The following is a 23735-nucleotide window of genomic DNA, read 5'->3' as shown; positions in this document are numbered from 1 at the left end:
CCATATTACATGTGGGGATGTTTTTTTATTTCAAAAAATGTGGGATTCAGATCAGGGTTATCCCGTATTTCAAAATTGGAGGAATTTAGAATGAAAAAGCTTTATTCAGTATTATTCGCATTGCTGCTGGCTATCGGCGTTTTGGCAGGATGCGGGGGAAGTGCAGAAGAACCAACTGAAAATACTGCAGAGAAGGAAACGCAGCCAGCACAAGAGGAGAAGGCCGATTTTCCGGTTACAATTAAGGATGCCCTCGATAATGAGGTTGTTATAGAGTCGAAGCCTGAGAAAATTGTTTCTCTGCTTCCAAGTAATACAGAGATTGCATTTGGATTAGGTTTAGGTGAGGAAGTCGTTGGGGTATCTGATTTTGACAATTATCCGGCTGAAGCTGCAGAGAAAGAAAAAATTGGCGGTATGGATTTTAATGTTGAAAAGATTATTTCCTTAAGCCCGAACCTAGTATTGGCACATGCATCTAGCGCTCATAATGCAGAAGCTGGTCTTCAGCAACTAAGAGATGCGGGGATTACTGTTCTCGTAGTCAATGATGCGAAAAACTTTGATGAAGTGTTTGATTCCATAAATATGATAGGTACAGCTGGTGGAAAGAAGGAAGAGGCTGAAAAGCTTGTTTCAAGTATGAAAGCAAAGCTTGAAGAGATTAAAGAAAAAGCAATAACAATCCAGGATGCAGATCGAAAAAAAGTTTTTGTTGAAGTATCCCCTGCTCCGGAAATTTATGCCGTTGGAGCGAACACGTTTATGGATGAAATGCTTAAAATGATTCATGCAGATAACGTTGTAACCGAAGAAAGCTGGCCAAAAATGGATCCAGAGGCGGTAATTGAAAGAAATCCGGATGTAATTATTACAACTCACGGATATTATACAGAAGACCCTATTGGCAACGTGCTTGGCCGCGATGGCTGGCAGGAAATTAATGCAGTTAAAAATAATCAAGTGGTAGACGTTGATTCTGATACCGTTACCCGTTCAGGCCCAAGGCTTGTTGAAGGAGTAGAACTACTTGCAAAAGCTATTTACCCGGAAACATTTAAATAATAAAATTTTTGCTTATATATTTGCAGTCGGATTTCTAGTTACCGCCATGCTGCTAGGCATTTCCATTGGAACGGTTTCTGTTCCTGCGATGGATATTATTAAAATTATTGGTGCAGAAATTTTCCGCATGACACCAAATGAACAAGTTGATTCGATGTTTTCAAATATTGTTATGAATATCCGTCTTCCTAGGGTTATTCTGGCAGGCTTGGTTGGCGCATCTCTCGCAATTGCGGGAGCCGCCTTCCAAGGTTTATTGAGAAATCCTCTCGCAGACCCGTATACGCTAGGCGTTTCTTCAGGTGCCTCGGTGGGAGCTGTTATTACTCTATTCTTCGGACTTTCCATTCCATTTTTGGGCCTATTTACGCTCCCGCTATTAAGCATCCTTTTTTCCTTTGCTACCATTTTTCTTGTCCTGCTGTTTGCCCGCCAAGTGGAAAGGTCGATGAAGGTAGAGACGATTATTTTAACAGGTATTATTTTCAGTTCCTTCTTAGGAGCTTTCATCTCACTGATGATTGCTTTAACAGGCGAGGAATTAAGGCAAATTATTGGCTGGCTGCTTGGCAGTGTATCGATGCGCGGCTGGGCTTATATCAAAATTATCATTCCATTCTTTATTATTGGGTCTGTTATCCTGATCATAAATAGCAATGAACTGAATGCTATGTCCTTTGGGGAAGAAAGAGCCCAGCATATAGGCGTGAATGTGCAGAGAAGAAAGATGATGATTCTTATTGCAGGCTCGATGCTTACAGGAGCGGCTGTGGCGGTTTCGGGTACGATCGGTTTTGTAGGGCTCGTTATTCCGCATTTGACTAGGCTGCTGTGGGGACCAGATCATAAGCATTTATTGCCTTTATCCATATTAACAGGCGGCGGCTTCCTTATTCTTGCCGATCTTGTAGCAAGAACCATTATCTCTCCAACCGAGCTTCCGATTGGGGTTATTACAGCGCTTATTGGGGCACCTGTATTTGCAATCATTTTGATGAAACGAAGAACGGAAAGAAGAGGATAAATCATGCTCAGCGTCCAACAGATAACAGGAGGATATACAGGAGATTCTGTCATCAAGAATGTATCCTTTGAACTGGAAAAAGGAGAGTTATTCGGGATATTAGGTCCGAATGGAAGCGGAAAAACAACGTTGCTCAAAATGCTTAGCGGCATTTTGCCTTTTAGCAGCGGGGAGGTCTTATTAAAAGGAAAATCATTAAGTGATTACTCCACAAAAGAATTGGCGAAAATCATTGCTGTTCTGTCGCAGCATTCCAATCAAAGCTTTTCTTATACTGTAAAGGAAACGGTTTCTTTAGGGAGGTATGCTCATCAAAAGGGATGGTTTCATTCGTGGTCACAGGAGGACGAACAGATAGTAAAGCAGGCAATGGAACAGACAGGCGTTGGGCATTTTGAAAGCCATAATCTTCATGAGCTTTCAGGTGGAGAAAGACAAAGGGTTTTCTTAGCACAGGCACTGGCGCAGGAGCCTGAAATTTTGCTGCTGGATGAACCAACGAACCATCTCGATCTTTCCTTTCAAAAGGATTTGCTTGATTTATTAAAAAGCTGGACAAAAAATCGCGGCCTGACGGTTGTCTCTATTTTTCATGATTTGAATTTAGCAGGTTTATATTGTGACCGGCTTTTGCTGTTAGAGAAGGGTGAAATTAATATAAACGACACACCAAATGAAGTTTTGCGGGAAGACCGAATACGAGGGGTCTACAAGACGAAGATTGAAAAGCATCCCCATCCAAAGGTGCCTGCCCCTCAAATGGTGTTACTCCCTGAAGACTTAGCAAGAGATCAGGAATGTTTATGCCTAGATGAAAGTTATCTAGAGCTTTCTGATCAACATGTTGTTTTCCGGTCGCCTATCCCTCTTCGAACAATGTCATCGGGAGTTGTTGGCTCCGGAACAGGTTGGCATCAACTATTTGTGAATCGCCATGTGGATAAAAATTATGACTGCAGTGATCATCGGAAAGAGATGGTTGAGTATCTAAAGGCTCATGGGTTTGAGCCAGGAGAAACCGTGGGCATGATGACAGCCGTCATGCTTCAGGATGTGAGCTATCAGCTTTATCAAGAAGAAAGTTTTGCAGCGTTTATTATTGTAACAGCAGGTGTAGGAAACGCTGTTGACGCAGCCAAAGCTGATGAACATGCTTTTCAATTACAGCCGGGTACGATTAATACATGGGTTTTTGTCAGCGGAGACATGACGGAGGAGGCCATTATCCAGAGCATCATGACTGCTACGGAAGCAAAGGTAAAAGCGTTGCAAGACCTAGAAGTAAAGGACCCTGTTACAGGCACAATCGCCACAGGAACATCGACAGACAGTATATTAATTGCATCTACTCAAAGAGGCCAGAAGCTAGAATATGCCGGCACCATCACGCCGCTTGGAAAAATGATCGGTAAAGGCGTCTATGAATGTACAAAGGAAGCGATTCAAAAGAGCAGAAAAAGGGTGAAGAAATGATATTGTATCACCTGATTGCCCTGACGATTGCCATACTAATCGATCTAGTCGTAGGTGACCCGCCACACTATCCGCATCCTGTTAAATGGATGGGTTCTCTTATTTATAAATTAGACAAAAGCTGGAATAAAGGAAGCTCGAGAAGATTAAAAGGAACAGTCATGCTGTTAACAGTTTTACTGACAGTAGGTGGTATATCTCTCCTGCTTGTCAATGTCATGTATGGGATCCATCCGCTTGCTGGCATACTTGGGGAAGCTATTTTGATTTCAACCGCCATTGCACAAAAAAGTTTAAAAGAGGCTGCTCTGACTGTTTACAATCCTTTGAAAAAGGGAGATCTCGCGGAGGCTAGACATAAGCTATCTTATATAGTCGGCCGGGATACTGATAGGCTAGACGAGCCTGAAATTGTAAGAGCGACCGTTGAAACCGTTGCTGAAAATACGAGTGATGGGATTACGGCTCCGCTTTTCTGGGCGTTAATTGGAGGAGCTCCTCTTGCACTTATTTATCGGGCGATTAATACATGTGATTCGATGGTTGGCTACCGCAACGAGAAATATGAAGACTTTGGCTGGGCTTCTGCCCGTCTAGATGATGCGGTTAACTGGATTCCGAGCAGGCTGACGTCTGTCTGCATGCTGTTTGGAAACCGTTCTTTGCACACTAGTACGAAAAAAGTGCAGGAAATTATTTTACGTGATGCAAAAAAACACCCAAGCCCAAATTCTGGCTGGGGAGAGGCGGCGGTTGCTGGGCTATTAGGTATTCAGCTCGGCGGCATCAATTATTACAAAGGAATCGTTTCGAATCGGGCAACTATGGGGGATCCGATTTTTAAACTTGAAAAAGAGCATATTCTTAAGACAAATCATATTGTTACACGTACTATTCCAATCTTTTTATTCTTGCTGTGGATAGGAGGAATGCTCATTGAATTGGCCCGTACATGGTTCTAATCCTCAGTATTTATTTACTGCATTAAATATGCCGCTGCCAGATCATATGATTGATTTTAGCGCAAATATTAATCCGCTGGGCCCACCTCCGATCTTGAAGGAAAAATGGGGGGAGCTTTTTTCCTTGATAGCTGATTATCCCGATCCAAAGGGACAGAAGTTTAAAAAGAAACTGGCTGAAAAAGAAAACCTATCGGAAAGACAAATATTAATTGGTAATGGGGGAGCGGAGCTGATTTCACTTATCGGTAGGATGCTTGCCGGAAAAAGAGTTATGATCGTTCAGCCAGCTTTTTCAGAATATGAAGAAGCGTGCCGGATTAACGGCTGTACGATCGATTATCATCAGTTGAATCCAGACAAATGGGAATTGAATGTAGAAGCGCTAGCAGAAAAATTGCACTATACGGACGCATTATTTCTGTGTAATCCATGCAATCCAACAGGTGTTTATTATTCTAAGTCTCAACTGATTGAACTGATGAATGAATGTCAAAAACAAAATTGCCTTTTCATTATGGATGAAGCCTTTTATGATTTCCTTTCCGAGTATGAGTCAATGGTTCCTTACATATATGAGTTCTCGAACTTGCTTATCATTCGATCCATGACGAAAATGTTTGCGATACCAGGTTTGCGATTAGGATACGTGATGGCAAATCAAGCCATCATTGATCATTTGGCAAGCTTTCAGCCGCATTGGAGCATAAACGCACTTGCCTTACAGGCAGGAGAATGGTGTCTTGAAAGTGAATCTTATGTAAAGGAAATTAGGGAGTTAATTGATAGGGAAAGAGAAAGACTATTTAATTTTTATAGTCAGAAAGAGTTAATGCTATCCCCTTCACGAGTTAACTTTTATTTATTAAAGGACCCATTGGTTCAAAATCAGCTTCCGCTTTTTCAATTTTTACTCTCAAAAGGAATCATTCCAAGGCATACGATGAATTTTCCAGGACTAGAAGGTGCCTGGCTGCGTTTTGCAATAAAGGGTCCAAAGGAGAATGACAAACTTATGGGGGCGATAGAGGAATGGCGGAGTCGTCCATAATCTTTATTAGCGGCGGTGTTCGGAGCGGAAAAAGCAGCTTCGCTGAACAGCTTGCAGCAGGTGAAGCGGAAAATACAGGCGGACAGCTTCATTACGTTGCTGCAGGACAAGCGAGTGATTCGGAGATGAAGGATAGAATCCAACGGCATCAAAAGGACCGTCTGAATAGTGGCTTAAGCTGGCAGACGTGGGAAAAGCCCACTAAGCTGCAAGAACTCTCGGGTGTCTTTACCAATACAGATATTATNNATTATATTGTTAGACTGTTTAACAACTCTATTAAATAATGAGTTCTTTAGTGTGGATGAGCAATGGATGAAACCTGAATTTCAACAAAAGGTCATGCAAGGGATTCTAGAGGGACTTGAACAGATTTCGCGAAATTGCCATCGGCTCATTGTCGTCAGCAATGAAGTATTAAATGAACCGCAAGGGAGCAATGAGTTAGTCTTCATTTATAGGAGAATGCTTGGTCAGCTCCATCAGCAAATCGTTGCCAAAGCTAAACAAGCTTTTCTTGTGGAGGCAGGCATTCCCATCCTGATGAAAGGAACAGAATGAGCATGAAAGGGATTATGATACAGGGAACAGCTTCAGACGTGGGGAAAAGCTTAATTGTTACTGCCCTTTGCCGGGCGTTTTCTAATAAAGGCTATAAAGTAGCACCATTTAAATCACAGAACATGTGCAATTTTTCTTATATAACTAAGGGCGGCAAGGAAATAGGCCGATCTCAGGGACTGCAGGCTGAAGCAGCCAAAACAGAGGCTACTGAATGGATGAATCCTATATTATTGAAGCCAAGGCCCAATCAGAATTCAGAAATTGTTTTACTCGGGCAGACCTTGGAGACTGTCTCTGGAAAAGGCTATCGGGATTTGTTTTACGAAAAGGGATTGCAAACGATTGAAACGGCGCTTGAGAATTTATCAAAAGAATTTGACCTGCTTGTGATGGAAGGAGCAGGGAGTCCGGTTGAAATCAATTTAAAGGATAAAGAGCTTGTTAATATGAAGGTTGCCGAAATGGCTGATGTTCCGGTGATATTAGTAGCAGATATTGAAAGAGGCGGTGTCTTTGCCAGCATTGTCGGCACATTAGAGTTACTTTCTGCTGCAGAAAGAGCCAGGGTGAAGGGGCTCGTTATCAATAAGTTTCGCGGTGACCCTACGTTATTCGAGGATGGAGTGGAATGGCTGGAGGAAAGGACGGGTGTTCCTGTTCTGGGCGTTCTTCCTTATGTAGAAAATCATATGATTGAAGAGGAAGACTCTCTTTCAATGCCTACCGGGAAAGCCTTTGTTATCGAAGCATCCCGTCCCAATGAATTAGAGGATGAGAAGTATGACGAACTCTCCTCCCGATTATTGGAGCATCTCGATTGGGAAAGGTTAGAGGAGATTATTTTTAGCTGGGGTATGGCTGATGAAGTGGTTTAAAGGATTACTTATCAACCTGCAGTTTTTTACTTCGATTCCAATCCCTTTCGAACTGTCAATGGATAAAGCCCATCTTGAAAAATCGATTAAGACTTTTCCGCTTCTGGGCCTCATACAAGGGGTCATATATGCATTGATTCTTTATGGCTTTCTCCACTGGACTCCGTTTTCTCTTTTAACCGCTGCATTTGCAGTGTGGCTTGCGGGGATTATGTTGACTGGCGGGATCCATCTTGATGGGTGGATGGATGTAAGTGATGCGTTCTTTTCTTATCGGGACCGAGAGAAAAGGCTTGAAATCATGAGTGACCCGCGGACAGGTGCCTTTGGTGTGTTATCTGTCATCGTATTATTAAGCGCCCGTTTTCTATTTATTTATGAGATTATCCAAATGATCCATTCGGTTTCATATGTGATGATCGCATTGCTGCCGTTTTTCAGCAAAATAGTGATGGGTGTTTTGTTATTAAAAGTGAAACCGGCTAAAAAAGAAGGCTTGGGCACGCTGTTTAAACAAGCGGCTAATGAAAGAACCCTCGTTGTCTATCCGATTTATATCGTCATTTTGCTTATCATTGCAGCAGTTTTTCTAAAGGAAGTCATTTGGGGGATGCTCTTCTTTATTTTTGTCTCAGGATTCCTTTTTCTTTTTTTACGAAAAAAAATTAGTAGCTGGTTTGGCGGAATGACAGGGGATGTGCTCGGAGCAAGTGTAGAGGGGACGGAGGTGCTGCTATGGATGACATTGTGGTTATTGCATTATTTCGCCATGGGCTGACAGAGGCAAATAAACGACAAGCTTATCTTGGCTGGACGGATTCACCCCTATGTCAAAAAGTAGAAAGAGTTTCGGAAAAATATGATTATCTCTTTTCAAGTGATTTAGGAAGATGCTTAGAGACGGCAAACATGATGTTTCCTAATGACACGGTTCATAGAATGGAAGAATTTCGGGAGATGAACTTTGGCGGGTGGGAAGGAAAAACATATAAAGAGCTTGAGAATGATCAGGAATATCGGCATTGGCTTTCCGATTCCTTTACCAAAAAGCCGTCAGCGGGAGAATCGTTTGATGAGTTTTCTGAACGAGTGGATTTAGGCTGGAGCAAGGTGACCGATATAATTTATAACCTTTCTTTGGAAAAAGCAGCAATTGTCACACATGGAGGGGTCATCCGGGCATTATTAACGAAATGGGCACCGATGGAAAAGGGCTTTTGGGAATGGGAAGTCCCCCATGGTAAAGGCTATGAGCTCATCTGGAATCGGGAAGATCTTAGGAGGGGTGAAAGATGCACTTTGTTACGGGAGGCGCCTTTAATGGCAAATCTAGATGGGTAACAGAATATTATCAATTAGAGGATACTCCTCATTTATGGATTTCCTGTAATAAACATGAACTCGCTCCATTGAGATTTGATGATGATCCAATCGTTATTCTTGAAGGAATTGAAGCTTGGCTAAAGGAGTTATCAGGTCAATATGAAATCGGTCAAGCACGGAAGCAATGGCAGCTTCAGCTTTCTGAGTGGATTAATTGGGAGAATGAAGATCCGCGCAGAAAAATAATATTAATAGGAACAGATATGAATAAAGGAATTGTTCCGATGCTTGCAGAAGATCGTAAGTGGCGAGACCTGACCGGCTGGGCTTATCAGGATGCCGTTCGAGCAGCAGGGCGAGTAGATTTAATCTGGTATGGGATTAGCCAACGGTTAAAATAAGAAATTAGCTATGAATGTAAGAGATTCATTCTAAAGGTATTACAAGCTTTACAGGTTGCCATAAAATCATTCATTTATAAAGGGGCAGTGACAATGAGAATTTACACGCGTACAGGTGATAAAGGGAAAACAAGCATTATCGGCGGAAGAGTGGATAAGGATGATATTCGGGTTGAAACGTACGGAACGGTTGATGAAGTGAACTGCTTTGTTGGTCAGGCAATGGCACAGCTGGAACAAGACAAATTTAAGGATATTTTGAATGACTTGGAAAAAATCCAGCATGAATTATTTGACTGTGGCGGCGACCTAGCGAATGTTAAGAAAGATCGTGAGCTAAAGCTACAAAAGGAATCCGTTGAATACTTGGAGAAGAAGATTGATGAATTAATTGAAGAGGCACCTAAGTTAGAGAGATTTATTTTACCAGGAGGAACACCTGCTGCAGCATCGATCCATATTGCTCGAACGGTAACGAGAAGAGCGGAGAGATTAGTCGTTTCTTTAAAAAAGGCAGACCCTGAAATTCCAGAGGCAGCCCAGCAGTATTTAAATAGATTATCAGATTATTTCTTTGCGTTGGCCAGGGTCATCAATTTCCGCTTGAATGAAAAGGATGTTGAATATATCCGAAGTGCGAAGGTTTTTCGTGAAGGGAAACGCAAGGAGGATAAATAAATGAAAAGCATGAAAATGGCTTTAATTGCTTTATTAGTGGCATTGACAGCCATTGGTGCAGCCATTAAGATTCCTGCGATTATCGGCAGCGTGGCATTGGATGCATTTCCTGCGCTGCTTGCCGCGGCCATAATAGGTGGTCCTTCGGGTGCTGTCGTTGGGGCTATGGGGCATTTGCTGTCAGCTTTGCTAGGCGGGATGCCGATGGGGCCGTTTCATGGAATTGTTGCTGTTGAGATGGCCATCCTAGCCTACGTATTTGCCATTCTTTACCGAAAAGGGATGAAGTGGCAGGCAGGTATGTTCTTTATTCTTGGCAATTCGTTTGCCGCGCCGCTTCCATTTATGTTTTTAATTAGTGAAGCATTTTATTTGTCTATTGTGCCGTCTCTTTTAATTGGCTCTGCCTTGAATACAGTCCTGGCCTTCATTCTAATTCCGAGACTAGCCCGATTGGTCGAGCCTATGCTCTCTAGAGTGAGAACATACGAATGAGGGATGTGCTGATCATCCCTTTTAATGGGGAAGAATCTCTTGTCATGGCTAGTGATAATAGCGGAGGGATTGGATTAAAGGAGATGGATGAAGTCCAAGTTCCTTATGAGACGGTAGCTTATTATAGCTTCCGAGTAGCGGTTATGGAGTGTATGGCAGCAGGGGGTAAGCCCTTTGCCGTTACGGTACAGAATTTTTGTGGAGAACATGCTTGGAACCTATTAATGGACGGTATTAATCGAGGGATTGAAGAGCTCGGTTTAGAGGGGATTCAGATTAATGGCAGTACGGAAAGTAACTTTTCGCTAGTACAGTCAGCAGTTGGGTTAACTGTTCTTGGAAAGGTGAAGAACGATACTGTTGATCATAGTTTGAAGTTTTCAGAGGAGACGATGGTTGCGGTTATTGGTAAGCCATTGGTTGGAAATGAGGTTGTCGAGTTAGAAGCGGAAGTCGCGCCTCTATCTTTATTTAAGCAATTTTGTTTATTGGAGGGTGTCATCCTGTTGCCTGTAGGCTCGAAAGGGATTCTCTATGAAATGAACCAATTGTTTGTGAATCGGACATTTAGGGAGACTGAGATAGCTGCCGATTTAGATGTGAAAAAATCATCGGGACCGTCCACTTGTTTTCTGGCTGCTTTTAGCCAAGAGAAAAAGGAAGATATCAAGGCCGCGGCTGGTCCATATTTTCATAAAGTTGAAGTGATCAAATGTTAAATTTATTTGTGATTAGACACGGGGAAACGGAATGGAATACGCAAAAAAGGATGCAGGGGCGGCTAGATTCTGATTTGACAGAAAAGGGCAAGAAAGACGCGCGATCATTGGGAGATAGACTAAGGGAGACAGATTTCGTGCGGATTATTTCCTCCCCTAGCAATCGAACATTAGAAACAGCTAAGTTAGTTGTTGGGGAAAGAGCAGTGGCTATTGAAACAGATGAAAGATTGATGGAGATCCATTTGGGAGATTGGCAGGGGAAAGTGGAAGCGGATATTGAGAAGGAATATCCAAATCATTTTCATGCTTACTGGAATTTGCCGGCTTTGTATGAAAGTGTGGGTGGAGAGAGCTTTTCTGATGTGAAAGAGCGTATACTTGAGTTTTTATTAGAGCTAGAAAAAGCCACTCCTTCTGGAAATGTTCTCGTTGTTACACATGGAGTCGTGATCAAAGCACTTTATCTTTTATGCAGAAATGCCCCTATTGAAGAAATTTGGAACCCCCCTTTCATCCATGGAACGAGTCTTACAACGATTAAGATGCAGGATGGAAAAATGGAATTAATTTTGGAAGGCTGTACAGCGCATTGTGGCTAGACTTGCTTATTAGTAAGTCTAGTTTTTTGTTCTTTTAGGGGGAGTTGTCGAACTCAGCAGAACTGGTGCTTATTTCTAGGTTAATTGTGACCGTTAGGAGTGAAAAAGGAATCGAACGGTAATCAAAGAGGACTAATGGTGCCCGAACGGGTTGAAAAAGGTCTGGATCGGTAATCAAAGAGCGCTAATGATGACCGATCGGGGTGGAAAAGGTATGAAGCGGTAATCAACGAGTGTTAATGGTGCCCGAACGGGTTGAAAAAGGCCAGGAACGGTAACCAAAGAGGACTAATGGTGCCCGAACGGGTTGAAAAAGGCCTGGATTCGGTAATCAAAGAGCACTAATGGTGACCGGTCGGAGTGAAAAAAGGAAAAAACGGGAATCATAGCTTATTAATTCAGCCATTACCTTTTTTTCAGCTTTATCCACTCGTATATCACATGTAAATAAAAAGGGAATTGGCTCATACGTAGAGAATTTTAAGAAAGTATTGAAAAAAATAAAGCGGGTGAGTTCATGAATCTAAAGTTAGGGTATGTCATTTTATATGTTGAAAATCTTGATAAAACAAAACATTTTTACGAAAACTTATTAGGTTTAGAGCTAATGAATGAATTTGGAACTTATATAGAATTTAACACAGGATCTACAGTTCTATCTTTTAACACAAGAGAAGGGGGACGTGAGGTTACAAGTCTTCCGATTCCAAATGGTATTAGAAAGGAACAAACCTTTGAACTCGGATTTGTTACGGAGGACGTAGAGGGAGTTGTTGAAGGCCTTCGTGAAGAAGGGGTATCCATCCTTATGGAACCGGTTGAAAAGCCTTGGGGTCAAAAAGTTGCATATGTCGAGGATCCTGATGGACATTATATTGAGATTTGTTCTCCGATAGGGTGAGAGGAGACTAATCAAACGATTAATTAAACTAATCAAACGATTAATTAAAATTAATCAAACGTTTAATTAAGGTCAACCATGGGGTTAAATCAAACTAATCAAACGATTAATTAAAACTAAATGAGAGATTTCGCCCGCCAGCAAAATGGTGGGTTTTTCTTTATTAAAATAATTTTTTTCTAACCATCTAAAAAACGAGATTATTAGTGAATATTAAAGATCCAGCCCTATTTAAACGCTTCCGCTTATATTGCAGTTTCTAAATATATGGTAAGATGGTTTTTGTTTTTAACGGCCCTGACTTCGATGAGAGTTCGAAGTCGCTTTATTCAAAACAAGTTCCGAATGCAAATAAGTGTATAAGGTTCAAAAAAAGGAGTGTTTATTTGAAAGTACAAACAACTAAAGAACAATGGTTCGGCAATATTCGCGGAGATATTCTTTCTGGGATTGTCGTTGCCTTAGCTCTAATACCTGAGGCGATTGCTTTCTCAATAATTGCTGGGGTCGATCCTATGGTTGGACTTTATGCTTCCTTCTGTATCGCTGTTACGATTGCAATATTTGGAGGCAGACCAGGGATGATCTCTGCTGCAACAGGGGCAATGGCATTGCTAATGGTTACACTTGTTGCGGATCATGGTTTACAGTATTTATTTGCTGCGACCATTTTAACGGGAATATTCCAAATTTTATTTGGTGTTCTTAAGTTAGCCCGTTTTATGAAATTTATTCCGAGATCGGTAATGATTGGCTTTGTTAATGCGTTAGCGATCTTGATTTTTATGGCTCAGCTAGAGCAATTTGTTGGAGCCAATTGGGTAATGTATGCAATGGTTGCTGGAGCACTTGCCATCATCTATCTTTTTCCGAGAATGACTAAGGTTGTTCCTTCTCCACTAGTGGCAATAATAGTTATTACAATCATTGCCATTATGACGAAGAGTGATGTCAGAACGGTAGGAGATATGGGAGCCCTTAGCTCATCTCTGCCTGCTTTTTTAATCCCGGATGTTCCCTTCAATTTTGAAACGTTAAAAATTATTTTTCCCTATTCAATTGGCTTAGCTATTGTTGGTTTAATAGAAACATTACTAACTGCTACTATCGTAGATGACATGACAGATACTGCTAGTGATAAAAACCGCGAAAGCCGCGGACAGGGAATTGCGAATATTGTCGCTGGCCTTTTTGGCGGAATGGCTGGATGTGCCATGATTGGCCAATCCGTTATCAATGTTAAATCTGGCGGTAGAGGAAGACTTTCAGCTCTTGTTGCAGGGACGTTCTTAATGTTCCTTATTTTAGTTTTAGGAAAAGTGGTTGTTCAAATCCCAATGGCGGCTCTTGTAGGCGTCATGATTATGGTATCTATTGGAACGTTCGATTGGTCTTCTATTAAAGGAATGGCAAAGATGCCTGCCACGGACTCGATTGTAATGGTTACTACAGTCGTAACGGTTGTATTTACTCATAATTTATCAATCGGAGTATTTGCAGGAATTATTTTAAGTGCGATTTTCTTCGTAGCAAAAATTTCAAAAGTCTATGTTACTTCAAAAGTAGTTGGGGATAAGAAAGTTTACGCTGTAAAGGGGCAGGTTTTCTTTGCCTCTGTAAATGAATTGCTTTCTTATATCGATTTTAGCAGCAACGATCAGAATGTAGAAATTGATTTTAGTGAAGCGCATGTGTGGGATGATTCAGCTGTAGCAGCTATTGATAAAATTGTTATAAAGTTGCGGGAAAATGGGGCATCCGTTCGGCTTGTTGGGTTAAATGCTCCAAGTTCTCATTTAATAGACCGTTTGGCTATTCATCAAAAGCATGGGGCGAAACTATCAGAACACTAAAGGTAATAAAAAACTGGGACTGTCCAAAGTCAATTAACCTGACTTTGGACAGTCCCTTTTGCTTTAGGTATATAAAATGATATCAAATTTCACACCATCTTCCACTTGCAATTACTATTTTGATAGTTTCCTATGTTTTAACTTAATCAAATGTGGGATGTAAATGGTTTGTAAATTGAAGTTTACAAAGGATTAGTGTTTGAAGGGTTTTTGCTTAATATTTGTTTTGTATATTTATATTGTAAAACAAAACAAAAACAAACATCTCAGGAGGAAAATGACCATGTCTTGGACTCGTAATTGGAAAAAAGGAATCATCGGTGTAATGACTATTTCTATGTTAGCAGCTTGTTCCTCAAACAATAGCAATAATGATTTAAGCGCAGGAGAAGAAACAGATTATAACCAATTGACATTGGCTCAAATAGAAGAAAAAGCAAAAGCAGAAGGTAAAGTAAATTCAGTTGGGATGCCAGATACTTGGGCAAACTGGGTGGAAACATGGGATGAGTTGGGAGCAAAGTATAATTTGCAACATTCGGATACAGATATGTCTAGTGCTGAAGAGCTAGCGAAATTTGCAGCAGAAAAGAAAGATGCAACAGCTGACATTGGTGATGTTGGAATTGCCTTTGGACCGATAGCAGAGGAGCAAGATTTGACGCTTGCTTATAAAACATCTTACTGGGATGACATTCCAGCTTGGGCAAAAGATGATAATGGAGACTGGATTGTTGGATATACAGGCACGATGTCTTTTATTACCGATAAAAATAATGTGAAAAATGCACCTGCGTCTTGGGCAGATCTGAAAAATGGCAATTACAAAGTTAGCATAGGGGATGCCCTAACAGCAAACCAAGCACAATTTGCTATTCTAGCAGCTGCCTATGCATTCGGCGGAGACGAAAAGAATATTCAGCCAGGTATTGATTTCTTTGCAGAATTAGCGAAACAAGGCCGATTATCTGCTGGGGATCCAAGTGTAGCTAATCTTGAAAAAGGTGAAATTGATGTTGCTTTAGTTTGGGATTTTAACGCACTGGGCTATCGTAAACAAATTGATGAAGCGCGTTTTGACGTAACGATTCCAGGAGAGGCTTCTGTTACATCTGGTTATGCCACTATTCTTAACAAGTACGCAAAAAATCCTCATGCGGCGATGTTAGCTCGTGAATACATTCTTTCTGATGAGGGGCAAGAAAATTTAGCAAAAGGATATGCTCGTCCAATTCGTGAAAACGTTAAGTTATCAAAAGAAGTTCAATCTCTTTTATTACCAAATGAAATGTATAAAAATGCTCAACCAGTGAGCGATCAAAAAGCTTGGGAAGACACAACAAAAAAGATTCCGCAAATGTGGCAAGAACAGGTGTTAATCCATGTCAAATAATCGTTTAATCATGATCGTTGTGGATGCGTTACGTTTTGATACGGCATGTTCACATATGGGATTTATGCAGCATTTGGTTGAACAAGGAAGGGTCGCGCGTTATGAAGTGAAATCGGAAGTCCCTTCGCTATCTCGACCTTTATACGAAACTATTTTAACTGGAACATCACCTTTCGTTCATGGCATTGTCGGGAATGGAGTCATTCGATTATCGACGCAAGAAAGTCTATTTCATTTAGCAAGACGCAGCGGGAAGAAAACCGCTGCAGCTGCTTATTATTGGGTAAGCGAACTTTATAGTCATGCGCCTTTTCGACATGGTATCGATCGAATTCAATTGGACAAGGATGCACCTATTGAAAATGGACTGTTTTATTTTGAAGATCATTACCCAGATAGTCACTTATTTGCCGAAGCTCAATGGCTTGTTTCAGAAAAAAATCCGGATTTTCTCTATATTCATCCGATGAATGTAGATGATGATGGACATAAATTTACAGCCGATTCGGTTCAATATCGAAATCGCGTTTTGGCTACAGATGCCCTATTGGCACAGACGTTGCCTATTTGGATGGACCTTGGTTATGACATCATCGTAACAGCTGACCATGGGATGACGGCTGATGGGAATCATGGTGGGAATACAACGGATGATCGTCATGTTCCGCTATTTATTGCCTCTAATAAAGTGAAACCGATTATTCAAGAGCAGGTCGTTTCACAGCTGCAATTGGCGCCACTTGCCTGTCATTTACTTGGAATCGATCCCTCTGAAGCAATGGTTCCTCTGCTCATGCCGGGTCTAGTCGATCAATAATGTGAAAGAAACTTCTATCACTGGGGGTTTCTAACATAATGGACATGGCGTTTCTTCATCGGCCATCCCCCCATTGATGGTTAGTTACTAATCTGCGATAAAAAGGGAGACAACATGATTATGAATGGAAAAAAAAGCGTACTTCTTATATTAGTTCCGTTCGCTTTATTGATGACGTTCTTTTTTCTCGTCCCGCTCGTTTACATGTTGGTAAGCAGTTTTTCTAATAGTCATGGGTTTACGTTAGAACATTATCAAGAAGCGTTATCAAGCTCTTATATTTTACAAGGGTTTAAAAATAGTTTCGCTTTGTCTGTCGTTTCAGCATTCATTGCCCTCGTTGTTTCTTTACTTGGGGTGTTTGCGATGACATATTTTCCCGAACAAATCCGCGAAAGGTTATTGATTTTGTCCAATTTAACCTCTAACTTTGCAGGTGTTCCGCTTGCTTTTGCATTTATTGTGTTGCTTGGAAATAGCGGTCTTTTTACATTAGCACTTCATTCGTTTGGCTGGGACCTATCCTTTTCGCTTTATAGTTGGTCAGGGCTTTTACTCATCTATATTTATTTTCAACTTCCTCTGGCAATTATGCTTTTATATCCGATTTATTACGGAATACAGCAGCAGTGGAAAGATGCCGCTTCTTTATTAGGCGCTTCACCGCTTGTATTTTGGAGAAAAATCGGTCTTCCTATTATCTTTCCAGGTATTGCAGGAACGTTTACCATTTTGTTCGCCAATGCGATGGGTGCCTATGCATCTGCTTATGCTTTAACGGGGAGTAATTTTAACTTAGCGGCTATTCGGATCGGGGCATTGATTACAGGAGATATCTTTGCTCAACCAGAATTAGCGAGCGCTATTGCCGTTCTGCTTGGTATGATCATGATAATTGTTATGTCGCTTAGTGAATGGCTTGTCAAAAAAACGAGAAGGGATTTGTTGAAGCGATGAAAAAATTTACAATCATTATGCTCACCCTGATCGGAATATATTTAGCTTTGCCAATTCTCGCAACAGCTTTGTATGCATTTTCAACAGAATGGAATAAAACCATTTTACCTGAAGGCTTAACGTTCGAATGGATTAGTATGCTCTTTCAAGATGCTCGCTTTATCGAGGCGTTCGGCCGATCTGTACTTCTTTCTGGAGGAGCAGTTATCATTTCGATCTTGTTTATTGTACCGGCGATTTTCGTAATCGTCTTATATTTTCCATCATTAGAAAAGTGGTTTCAAGCAAGTATTGTGATGGTGTACGCCTTCCCAGGTGTTATTCTAGCAGTTGGATTAATTCGATTTTATTCAGGCACAAGTTTGCCAATGATACTCGCTGTAGTCGGAGTATATGTCATCAGTGTGCTCCCATATATGTACCAAGGAACACGAAATAGCTTGAGGAATGTGCAAGGCCGTCAATTAATGGATGCGGCAGAATTATTAGGTGCTTCAAAAATGGACGCTTTCCGTAAAGTGCTGCTTCCAGCAGTATATCCAGGGTTATTCGTATCAGCACTGTTATCGTTTTCCGTATTATTTGGCGAATTTGTTTTGATTAACCTTGTGGTTGGTTCTCGCTTTGAAACCGTTCAAATCTATTTAATGGCGAAATTAAGTACAAGCGGTCATATTGCGAGTGCAATTGTGCTCGTATACATCGTGTTAATGGGGATTTTGACGATGGTGATGGCGGTATTAACGAATAAAGCGAAAGGGATGACACGTGCATGAGTCATGTATTGTTAAAAGACGTCCATAAACAATATCGAGATACAAATGTTCTGACTGGAATTGATATGAATATTCAAGATGGTGAATTTGTTACGCTACTTGGACCAAGTGGCTGTGGGAAAAGTACAATCTTGCGAATATTATCCGGTCTAACAGATGCAACCGGCGGTACGGTGATGATCGATGGAAAAGACATGAAGAACATTCCGCCCAAAAAGCGCAAAGTGGGGATGGTATTTCAATCATACGCATTATTTCCGAATATGACAGTGTTTGAAAATGTTGCATTTGGTTTAAAAATGAACAAAAAACCAGTAAATGAAGTAGAAGAACGTGTAGAAAGAATGTTAGAGCTCGTTGGTCTGCAAGAAAAGAAAAAGGCGTATCCGCATGAGCTTTCCGGCGGTCAGCAACAACGGGTTGCACTTGCTCGCTCACTCGTTGTTCGTCCGAAAGTATTGTTGCTTGATGAACCGTTAAGTGCGCTTGATGCACAAATACGGAAGCATTTGCAAGTCGAACTGCGCATGATTCAACGGGAACTGAATATGACGATGATTCTTGTTACACATGACCAAGAAGAAGCAATGTCTGTTTCTGATCGCATTTTCGTCATGAATAAGGGGAAAATTGCGCAAGAAGGAACACCATCTGAAATTTATACAAGGCCTAAAACGGAATTTGTTGCCAACTTTATTGGCAGATATAATGTTTTTTCAAAGGAGCAACTAGGAAGTTTGTTTGAGAAAAATTTAGCGATGTCTGCTGATAAATACGCGATTCGCCCAGAATCGATTCATATACAATCACAACCCTCCTCTTACCCATTACGAGCAATTGCCGGTGATTCAGTTATGAATGGAAATGTGATCCGGACAACATTTTATGCCAATGACAAGCAATTTACGACGGAACAATTGCATCACCGTGCCCCTACTTTTGTGCAAGGGATGGAATATCAATTATTTGTCGAACCAGAGGATGTTATTGCTTTATCATGAATGAAATAAAGGAAGAACGACATCGTTTAATTATTCAATGGGTGAAAGAGGAGAAGCGTGTATCCGTTGCAAAAATGGCGACAGCGTTTTCTGTGACGCCAGAAACGATTCGCCGAGACTTGAACGAGCTAGAGAAGCTTGAACAGTTAACTCGAGTACATGGGGGCGCTGTCCTGTATACAAAACTAGAAGAAGAACAAGCCTTTTTACGAAAGCTTGATATCAATCGGATCGAAAAAGTACAAATTGCTTTAGAAGCGATATCACGTATTGAAGATGGAGATACGATTGCGATCGATGTTGGGACGACAACGGTTCATATTGCTGATTTCATTCAAAATTTGCAGAATTTAACCATTGTAACGAATTCAATTGCTGCAGCCGATCGGTTTAATCAAGCGATTGAAGAAAAGCGAGTGACTGGAAAGGTTATCATGCTAGGTGGGGTGTCGAATCCCGCGCAATCCTCAGTCTCAGGTGCTATGACACTCGAATGGCTAAGTCATATGCATATGGATAAAGCGTTTATTTCCTGTGGTGGAATGGTTGCAGATACAATCTATGATTATGATTTAGATGAATCGCTCGTTTCAGCGAAAATGATGGCTTGCAGTAAGAAATGTATTTTGCTCGCGGATTCATCGAAAATAGGTGTTCCTTCATTTTTTTCTTTCGCTCAGGCGGGCCAATTCGATGAAGTTATAAGTGATCAGCTATGTCCGAAAGAATGGAAAGAATCGTACACGAAATGGACAATCGCAAAGGGGAGTCAAGTGGAATGTTAATCGATTATCACGTACATCTAGAAGAAGGACCATATTCGTTTAGCTGGCTTGAACGAACGGCGAAAGCTCTTGGATATTTTCAACCAATTGAATTACTTGAACGTGGGTCGAAAGCAAAGATTGAATACGAAATGAATCAGCTGCACAAACGATTGAATGCTGGCTGCTATAGTCAAGAATGGTTGGATTTATATTTGAAAAAAGCAAAGGAAGTCGGTTTGAAGGAAGTTGGCATTGTCGATCATTTGTATCGCTTTCAAGAAACGAAGAATTATTTTGAAACCGCGTTGAATTTAGACCCATCTCATTCAATTGGTGCATTGCAGTCATACTGGTTGAAAAGTGTCATGACGGAAAAGATGGACGAATTCGTAGAAGCTATTTTAATAGCAAAAAAGCGCTGGGAAAATGAAGGTGTCTCATTAAAGTTAGGCATTGAAGCGGATTATTTTGTCGGGCAAGAGCAGGAGCTTGCAGCCCTTTTAGAAGGAAAACCATGGGATTATGTGATCGGTTCTGTTCATTTTGTAGATGGATGGGGATTTGATAATCCACAAACCGTATCTCACTTTGAAAAGCAAGATTTAACCAAGTTATATACACGTTTTTATGAAACCGTTGAAAAAATGATTCGGTCAAAGATGTTTGATTTTGTTGCCCATTTAGATAATTTAAAAGTATTTAATTTCAAAGTAAACAATGAATCATTTAATCAAGAATGGTATGAACGTATAGCAGATGCACTATTAGAAACGAATACGGCTACAGAAGTGAATGCGGGTCTATATTATCGCTATCCAGTTAAGGAGATGTGTCCATCCGTAGATTTCCTAAAGACAATCGTCAAGAAAGGTGTGCCCATTACTCTTTCTTCTGATTCACACTTTCCAGACGATCTTGGTAAATATGTTGCAGAAAACAAGTCATTATTGCAGCAATTAGGTGCTCCAAAGCTAGCAACCTTTAAGCAAAGAGAAAGAATCATGGTACAGATCCAGTAAAAGGGGTCTGTTTTTTTTGATAAGAGGGAATTACTATCTTATAAAAAAATACCGAAATTTCATTATTTAATAAACTATTTTTAATTAAATTGAAATAATAAAATAGTTTTTTGTAATTCTTTTTTGAGATAAAATTAACTGTGCAAAGCTTGTAAAAACAAAATTTAGTTTCCACGCATGATGTTTTTACATACATATAAAGTAATGGGCGAATGTTTGAAAAATATTCCTCAATAAATCACACCTTAATCACTCCCTTTCTTAATTCACAAAGTGGTAAAATAGGAAAGTGATTGAGAATGGAGGTTCACATTATTTATGAAAACGAAAGTTGGACTATTATACGGCGGGAAATCTGCTGAACATGAAGTTTCTATGCAAACAGCTATGGCTGTCCTAAAGGCTTTGGATCAAGAGAAGTTTGAAGTTTATCCCATATATATATCAAAAGATGGCGGTTGGAATAAAGGACCACAGTTAACAGGACCTGTTACAAATGTGAAGGAGCTGGCGTTTTCCAACTTGGATGCACTGCCTCCAACTGCTTTAGCTCCTGCATTGTTTAAGGCTGCAGAAGATGAAAAAAGCTCATTTGATGTAATTTTCCCGCTGCTGCACGGACCGAATGGAGAAGATGGTACAGTTCAAGGGCTGCTTGAGCTTCTCAATCTTCCTTATGTAGGAAATGGTGTTTTGTCCTCTTCAGCAGGCATGGATAAGGTAATCATGAAAAATATCTTTGCTCAAGCTGGTCTTCCACAAGTAAAATACTGTTGGTTTATTCGTAGTGAATGGGAAAAGTCGAATGAGGCTGCTTATCAAAAAGTAGAAGATGAACTAGGCTATCCATGCTTCGTCAAGCCGGCCAACCTTGGTTCAAGTGTCGGTATTAGTAAGTGTACAAATAGATCGGAACTTGAAAAAGCCTTTGCTGAAGCATTCCAATTTGACCGTAAGATCATTATCGAAGAGGGAGTGACAGCAAGAGAAATTGAAGCGGGTGTTCTTGGAAATGATGATCCTGAATGCTCGGTTGCCGGTGAAATTGTGCCGAAGAAAGAATTCTATGATTATAAGGCAAAATACGAAGATGGAAACACAGCTCTTATTATTCCTGCAGAAATTACAAATTCTGAGTATAATCAGCTAAAGGAAATGGCCATTCGGGCATTTAAAGCGCTAGATTGTTCCGGACTTGTAAGAGCGGACTTCTTTTTAACAAGGGAAGGGAAATGGTATATCAATGAGGTCAATACAATGCCTGGATTTACACCATTTAGCATGTTCCCTCTTCTTTGGAAGCATACTGGGGTCGAGTATCCTCAGCTTATCGAGCGCCTTGTGAATTTAGCTATTGAAAGACATGCGGAAAAGCAGAATATTAAATATACGATGGAATAATTGTGCGAGAGCATATAGGGACACGGCGATTTGCCGTGTTTCTTCAATGAATAATGTGTTTGGGGATATTCGCAGTCTATATGGAGGTAACCGATGATAATAAAAACTGTTAAAGAAATTTCCGAGATGATTAAGATTGATAATGAAATTTCCCGTTTTCAGGATACTGTCATAAGCGGTGTCAGCATTGATACAAGGAAAATACAGACTGGCAATTTATTTGTTCCTTTTAAAGGTGAGAATCAAGATGGCCATCGATTTGTGGAGGAGGCTATTAAAAAGGGTGCCGCGGCAGCCCTTTGGCAAAAGGATGTTCCAAATCCTCCATTACATTTGCCAGTTTTAATAGTAGAAAATACACTGCTGGCTTTACAGGAGCTTGCAAGAAATTACCGGCACACGCTCGGCGTTCGCATTGTTGGAGTAACGGGCAGCAATGGGAAAACAACAACAAAGGACATGACTGCTAATCTGCTGTCAATCAATTATAAAGTCCAAAAAACAGAAGGAAATTTTAATAATGAAATTGGTTTGCCCTTAACGATACTTGATCTTGATCAGGATACGGAGATTGCTGTCCTTGAGATGGGGATGAGCAGTAGAGGGGAAATCGATTTTCTAACGCGTTTGGCTGAGCCTGAGGCTGCGATTATTACGAATATCGGTGAGTCGCACCTGCTCGATCTTGGGTCAAGAGAGGGAATAGCAGAAGCTAAGCTGGAAATTATTAATGGACTGCAGGAAAATGGGGTAATTACTTATTATGGTGATGAACCTCTGCTGGATGAAAAGCTATCTAACTATAAAGGCAATATTAAGATTAGAACATTTGGAAGAAGCGGTATGAATGATATATACCCAGTAGAGATAGAACAAAATGATACCGGAAGCACTTTCAAAACAAATGTTGCGGATATAGAGTTTAAACTTCCGGTTCTTGGGACCCATAATGTATTAAATGCACTGGCAGCAATGACTGTTGCTTGTCATTTTGGGGTTCCATTCGAACGAATGAATGAAGGCTTCTCGAAGCTGAAACTAACAAATATGAGAACCGAGCTTTTACAAGGCAAAAAAGGTGAAAAAATTATCAATGATGCTTATAATGCTAGCCCAACCTCCATGCATGCAGCGATCGAACTCCTTTCCCATCTCCCAGGGTACAAAAATAAAATTCTTGTTCTTGGTGATATGCTTGAATTAGGGCCACAAGAAAAGGAGTATCATTTAAAAATGGGTGAATCCATTGAACCTGAAAAAATCGGCTATGTGTTTACGTTCGGAAAGCTGGGCGAATGGATTGCAGAAGGGGCCAAAACGAAATTGCCTGCAGATCGGGTTTTCGCATTTGCCGAAAAACAGCCTCTCATTGAAAAACTTGAAAAGCTTGTTGATAAGGAAACGATTGTATTAGTAAAGGCGTCTAGAGGCATGCAGCTAGAAAGTATTGTTGCAGCACTCCAATAGTGGGAGAGATTATAGCGTTTTGGTTTCCGCTTATTGCAAATACTCGTTTGAGCGGAAACCATATCACATTAAAAAGGAAAAATCCCTGTTCCAAGCGAAACGGGGATTTTTCCTTTTTACAACCCAATCCTTATTAATTGAAAAATGAATC

At 40.7% G+C, this 23735-nt stretch carries 25 protein-coding genes and 1 pseudogene; all 26 read left to right on the top strand.

Annotated elements, in window-relative coordinates:
• Positions 1-90 precede the first annotated feature (90 nt).
• Positions 91-1065, top strand: coding sequence for an ABC transporter substrate-binding protein (locus tag V7149_RS05605; protein WP_335344666.1), 975 nt, complete (start codon positions 91-93; stop codon positions 1063-1065).
• Positions 1031-2089: a FecCD family ABC transporter permease gene (locus V7149_RS05600; RefSeq protein ID WP_335344665.1), complete on the top strand. Its 1059-nt coding sequence runs from the start codon at positions 1031-1033 to the stop codon at positions 2087-2089. The genes V7149_RS05605 and V7149_RS05600 overlap by 35 nt, the downstream gene beginning before the upstream one ends.
• Before the next feature lie 3 nt (positions 2090-2092).
• The gene (locus tag V7149_RS05595) at positions 2093-3562 is read left to right on the top strand and encodes a heme ABC transporter ATP-binding protein (protein WP_335344664.1); all 1470 of its coding nucleotides are present in this window, start codon (positions 2093-2095) and stop codon (positions 3560-3562) included.
• Entirely contained in the window at positions 3559-4524 is a 966-nt protein-coding gene (cbiB, locus tag V7149_RS05590; protein ID WP_335344667.1) for an adenosylcobinamide-phosphate synthase CbiB, read from the top strand. Before V7149_RS05595 ends, cbiB begins: the two co-directional genes overlap by 4 nt.
• The gene (cobD, locus tag V7149_RS05585) at positions 4499-5575 is read left to right on the top strand and encodes a threonine-phosphate decarboxylase CobD (protein ID WP_335344663.1); all 1077 of its coding nucleotides are present in this window, start codon (positions 4499-4501) and stop codon (positions 5573-5575) included. Before cbiB ends, cobD begins: the two co-directional genes overlap by 26 nt.
• Positions 5557-5862 carry a bifunctional adenosylcobinamide kinase/adenosylcobinamide-phosphate guanylyltransferase gene (locus V7149_RS05580; protein WP_335344662.1) on the top strand — a complete coding sequence of 102 codons (306 nt, stop codon included), beginning with the start codon at positions 5557-5559 and terminating at the stop codon, positions 5860-5862. The genes cobD and V7149_RS05580 overlap by 19 nt, the downstream gene beginning before the upstream one ends.
• Positions 5798-6136, top strand: coding sequence for a bifunctional adenosylcobinamide kinase/adenosylcobinamide-phosphate guanylyltransferase (locus tag V7149_RS05575; RefSeq protein WP_335344661.1), 339 nt, complete (start codon positions 5798-5800; stop codon positions 6134-6136). The genes V7149_RS05580 and V7149_RS05575 overlap by 65 nt, the downstream gene beginning before the upstream one ends.
• A 2-nt stretch (positions 6137-6138) precedes the next feature.
• A pseudogene (locus V7149_RS05570) lies at positions 6139-6858 on the top strand (cobyric acid synthase); the annotation flags it as partial.
• A gap of 142 nt (positions 6859-7000) precedes the next feature.
• Complete coding sequence (cobS, locus tag V7149_RS05565) at positions 7001-7792, top strand: adenosylcobinamide-GDP ribazoletransferase (RefSeq protein ID WP_335344659.1); 792 nt, start codon at positions 7001-7003, stop codon at positions 7790-7792.
• Positions 7750-8355, top strand: coding sequence for a histidine phosphatase family protein (locus V7149_RS05560; protein WP_335344658.1), 606 nt, complete (start codon positions 7750-7752; stop codon positions 8353-8355). Before cobS ends, V7149_RS05560 begins: the two co-directional genes overlap by 43 nt.
• A complete protein-coding gene (locus V7149_RS05555) occupies positions 8307-8738 on the top strand; it encodes a bifunctional adenosylcobinamide kinase/adenosylcobinamide-phosphate guanylyltransferase (protein WP_335344657.1) in 432 nt (143 codons plus the stop codon). The genes V7149_RS05560 and V7149_RS05555 overlap by 49 nt, the downstream gene beginning before the upstream one ends.
• A gap of 93 nt (positions 8739-8831) precedes the next feature.
• A complete protein-coding gene (locus tag V7149_RS05550) occupies positions 8832-9416 on the top strand; it encodes a cob(I)yrinic acid a,c-diamide adenosyltransferase (RefSeq protein WP_335344656.1) in 585 nt (194 codons plus the stop codon).
• Positions 9417-9911, top strand: coding sequence for an ECF transporter S component (locus V7149_RS05545; protein WP_335344655.1), 495 nt, complete (start codon positions 9417-9419; stop codon positions 9909-9911).
• Positions 9908-10630, top strand: a complete 723-nt coding sequence (locus V7149_RS05540) for an ATP-binding protein (protein WP_335344654.1) — start codon at positions 9908-9910, stop codon at positions 10628-10630. Before V7149_RS05545 ends, V7149_RS05540 begins: the two co-directional genes overlap by 4 nt.
• Positions 10624-11232, top strand: coding sequence for a histidine phosphatase family protein (locus V7149_RS05535; protein WP_335344653.1), 609 nt, complete (start codon positions 10624-10626; stop codon positions 11230-11232). The genes V7149_RS05540 and V7149_RS05535 overlap by 7 nt, the downstream gene beginning before the upstream one ends.
• Before the next feature lie 517 nt (positions 11233-11749).
• Positions 11750-12133, top strand: a complete 384-nt coding sequence (locus tag V7149_RS05530) for a VOC family protein (RefSeq protein ID WP_335344652.1) — start codon at positions 11750-11752, stop codon at positions 12131-12133.
• Between the two features lie 386 nt (positions 12134-12519).
• Positions 12520-13986 (top strand): SulP family inorganic anion transporter, encoded by a 1467-nt coding sequence (locus V7149_RS05525; RefSeq protein ID WP_335344651.1) that lies wholly within the window; start codon positions 12520-12522, stop codon positions 13984-13986.
• A 337-nt stretch (positions 13987-14323) separates the two neighbouring features.
• Positions 14324-15379, top strand: coding sequence for an ABC transporter substrate-binding protein (locus V7149_RS05520; RefSeq protein WP_438824086.1), 1056 nt, complete (start codon positions 14324-14326; stop codon positions 15377-15379).
• Entirely contained in the window at positions 15369-16196 is an 828-nt protein-coding gene (locus V7149_RS05515) for an alkaline phosphatase family protein (RefSeq protein ID WP_335344649.1), read from the top strand. The genes V7149_RS05520 and V7149_RS05515 overlap by 11 nt, the downstream gene beginning before the upstream one ends.
• A 120-nt stretch (positions 16197-16316) precedes the next feature.
• Positions 16317-17153 carry an ABC transporter permease gene (locus V7149_RS05510; protein WP_335344648.1) on the top strand — a complete coding sequence of 279 codons (837 nt, stop codon included), beginning with the start codon at positions 16317-16319 and terminating at the stop codon, positions 17151-17153.
• Positions 17150-17929: an ABC transporter permease gene (locus tag V7149_RS05505; RefSeq protein ID WP_335344647.1), complete on the top strand. Its 780-nt coding sequence runs from the start codon at positions 17150-17152 to the stop codon at positions 17927-17929. The genes V7149_RS05510 and V7149_RS05505 overlap by 4 nt, the downstream gene beginning before the upstream one ends.
• Positions 17926-18930 carry an ABC transporter ATP-binding protein gene (locus V7149_RS05500; protein ID WP_335344646.1) on the top strand — a complete coding sequence of 335 codons (1005 nt, stop codon included), beginning with the start codon at positions 17926-17928 and terminating at the stop codon, positions 18928-18930. Before V7149_RS05505 ends, V7149_RS05500 begins: the two co-directional genes overlap by 4 nt.
• Positions 18927-19715: a DeoR/GlpR family DNA-binding transcription regulator gene (locus V7149_RS05495; RefSeq protein WP_335344645.1), complete on the top strand. Its 789-nt coding sequence runs from the start codon at positions 18927-18929 to the stop codon at positions 19713-19715. The genes V7149_RS05500 and V7149_RS05495 overlap by 4 nt, the downstream gene beginning before the upstream one ends.
• A complete protein-coding gene (locus tag V7149_RS05490; RefSeq protein ID WP_335344644.1) occupies positions 19709-20716 on the top strand; it encodes a histidinol phosphate phosphatase domain-containing protein in 1008 nt (335 codons plus the stop codon). Before V7149_RS05495 ends, V7149_RS05490 begins: the two co-directional genes overlap by 7 nt.
• 318 nt (positions 20717-21034) lie before the next feature.
• Positions 21035-22117, top strand: coding sequence for a D-alanine--D-alanine ligase (locus tag V7149_RS05485; protein WP_335344643.1), 1083 nt, complete (start codon positions 21035-21037; stop codon positions 22115-22117).
• A gap of 93 nt (positions 22118-22210) precedes the next feature.
• Positions 22211-23584: a UDP-N-acetylmuramoyl-tripeptide--D-alanyl-D-alanine ligase gene (locus V7149_RS05480; RefSeq protein ID WP_335344642.1), complete on the top strand. Its 1374-nt coding sequence runs from the start codon at positions 22211-22213 to the stop codon at positions 23582-23584.
• The last annotated feature ends 151 nt before the right edge of the window (positions 23585-23735 follow it).

The organism is Bacillus sp. JJ1503 (assembly GCF_036965125.1).
In the GTDB taxonomy this organism is placed as follows: Bacteria; Bacillota; Bacilli; order Bacillales; family Cytobacillaceae; genus Cytobacillus.
This window is presented reverse-complemented; position numbering and strand designations above follow the sequence as displayed.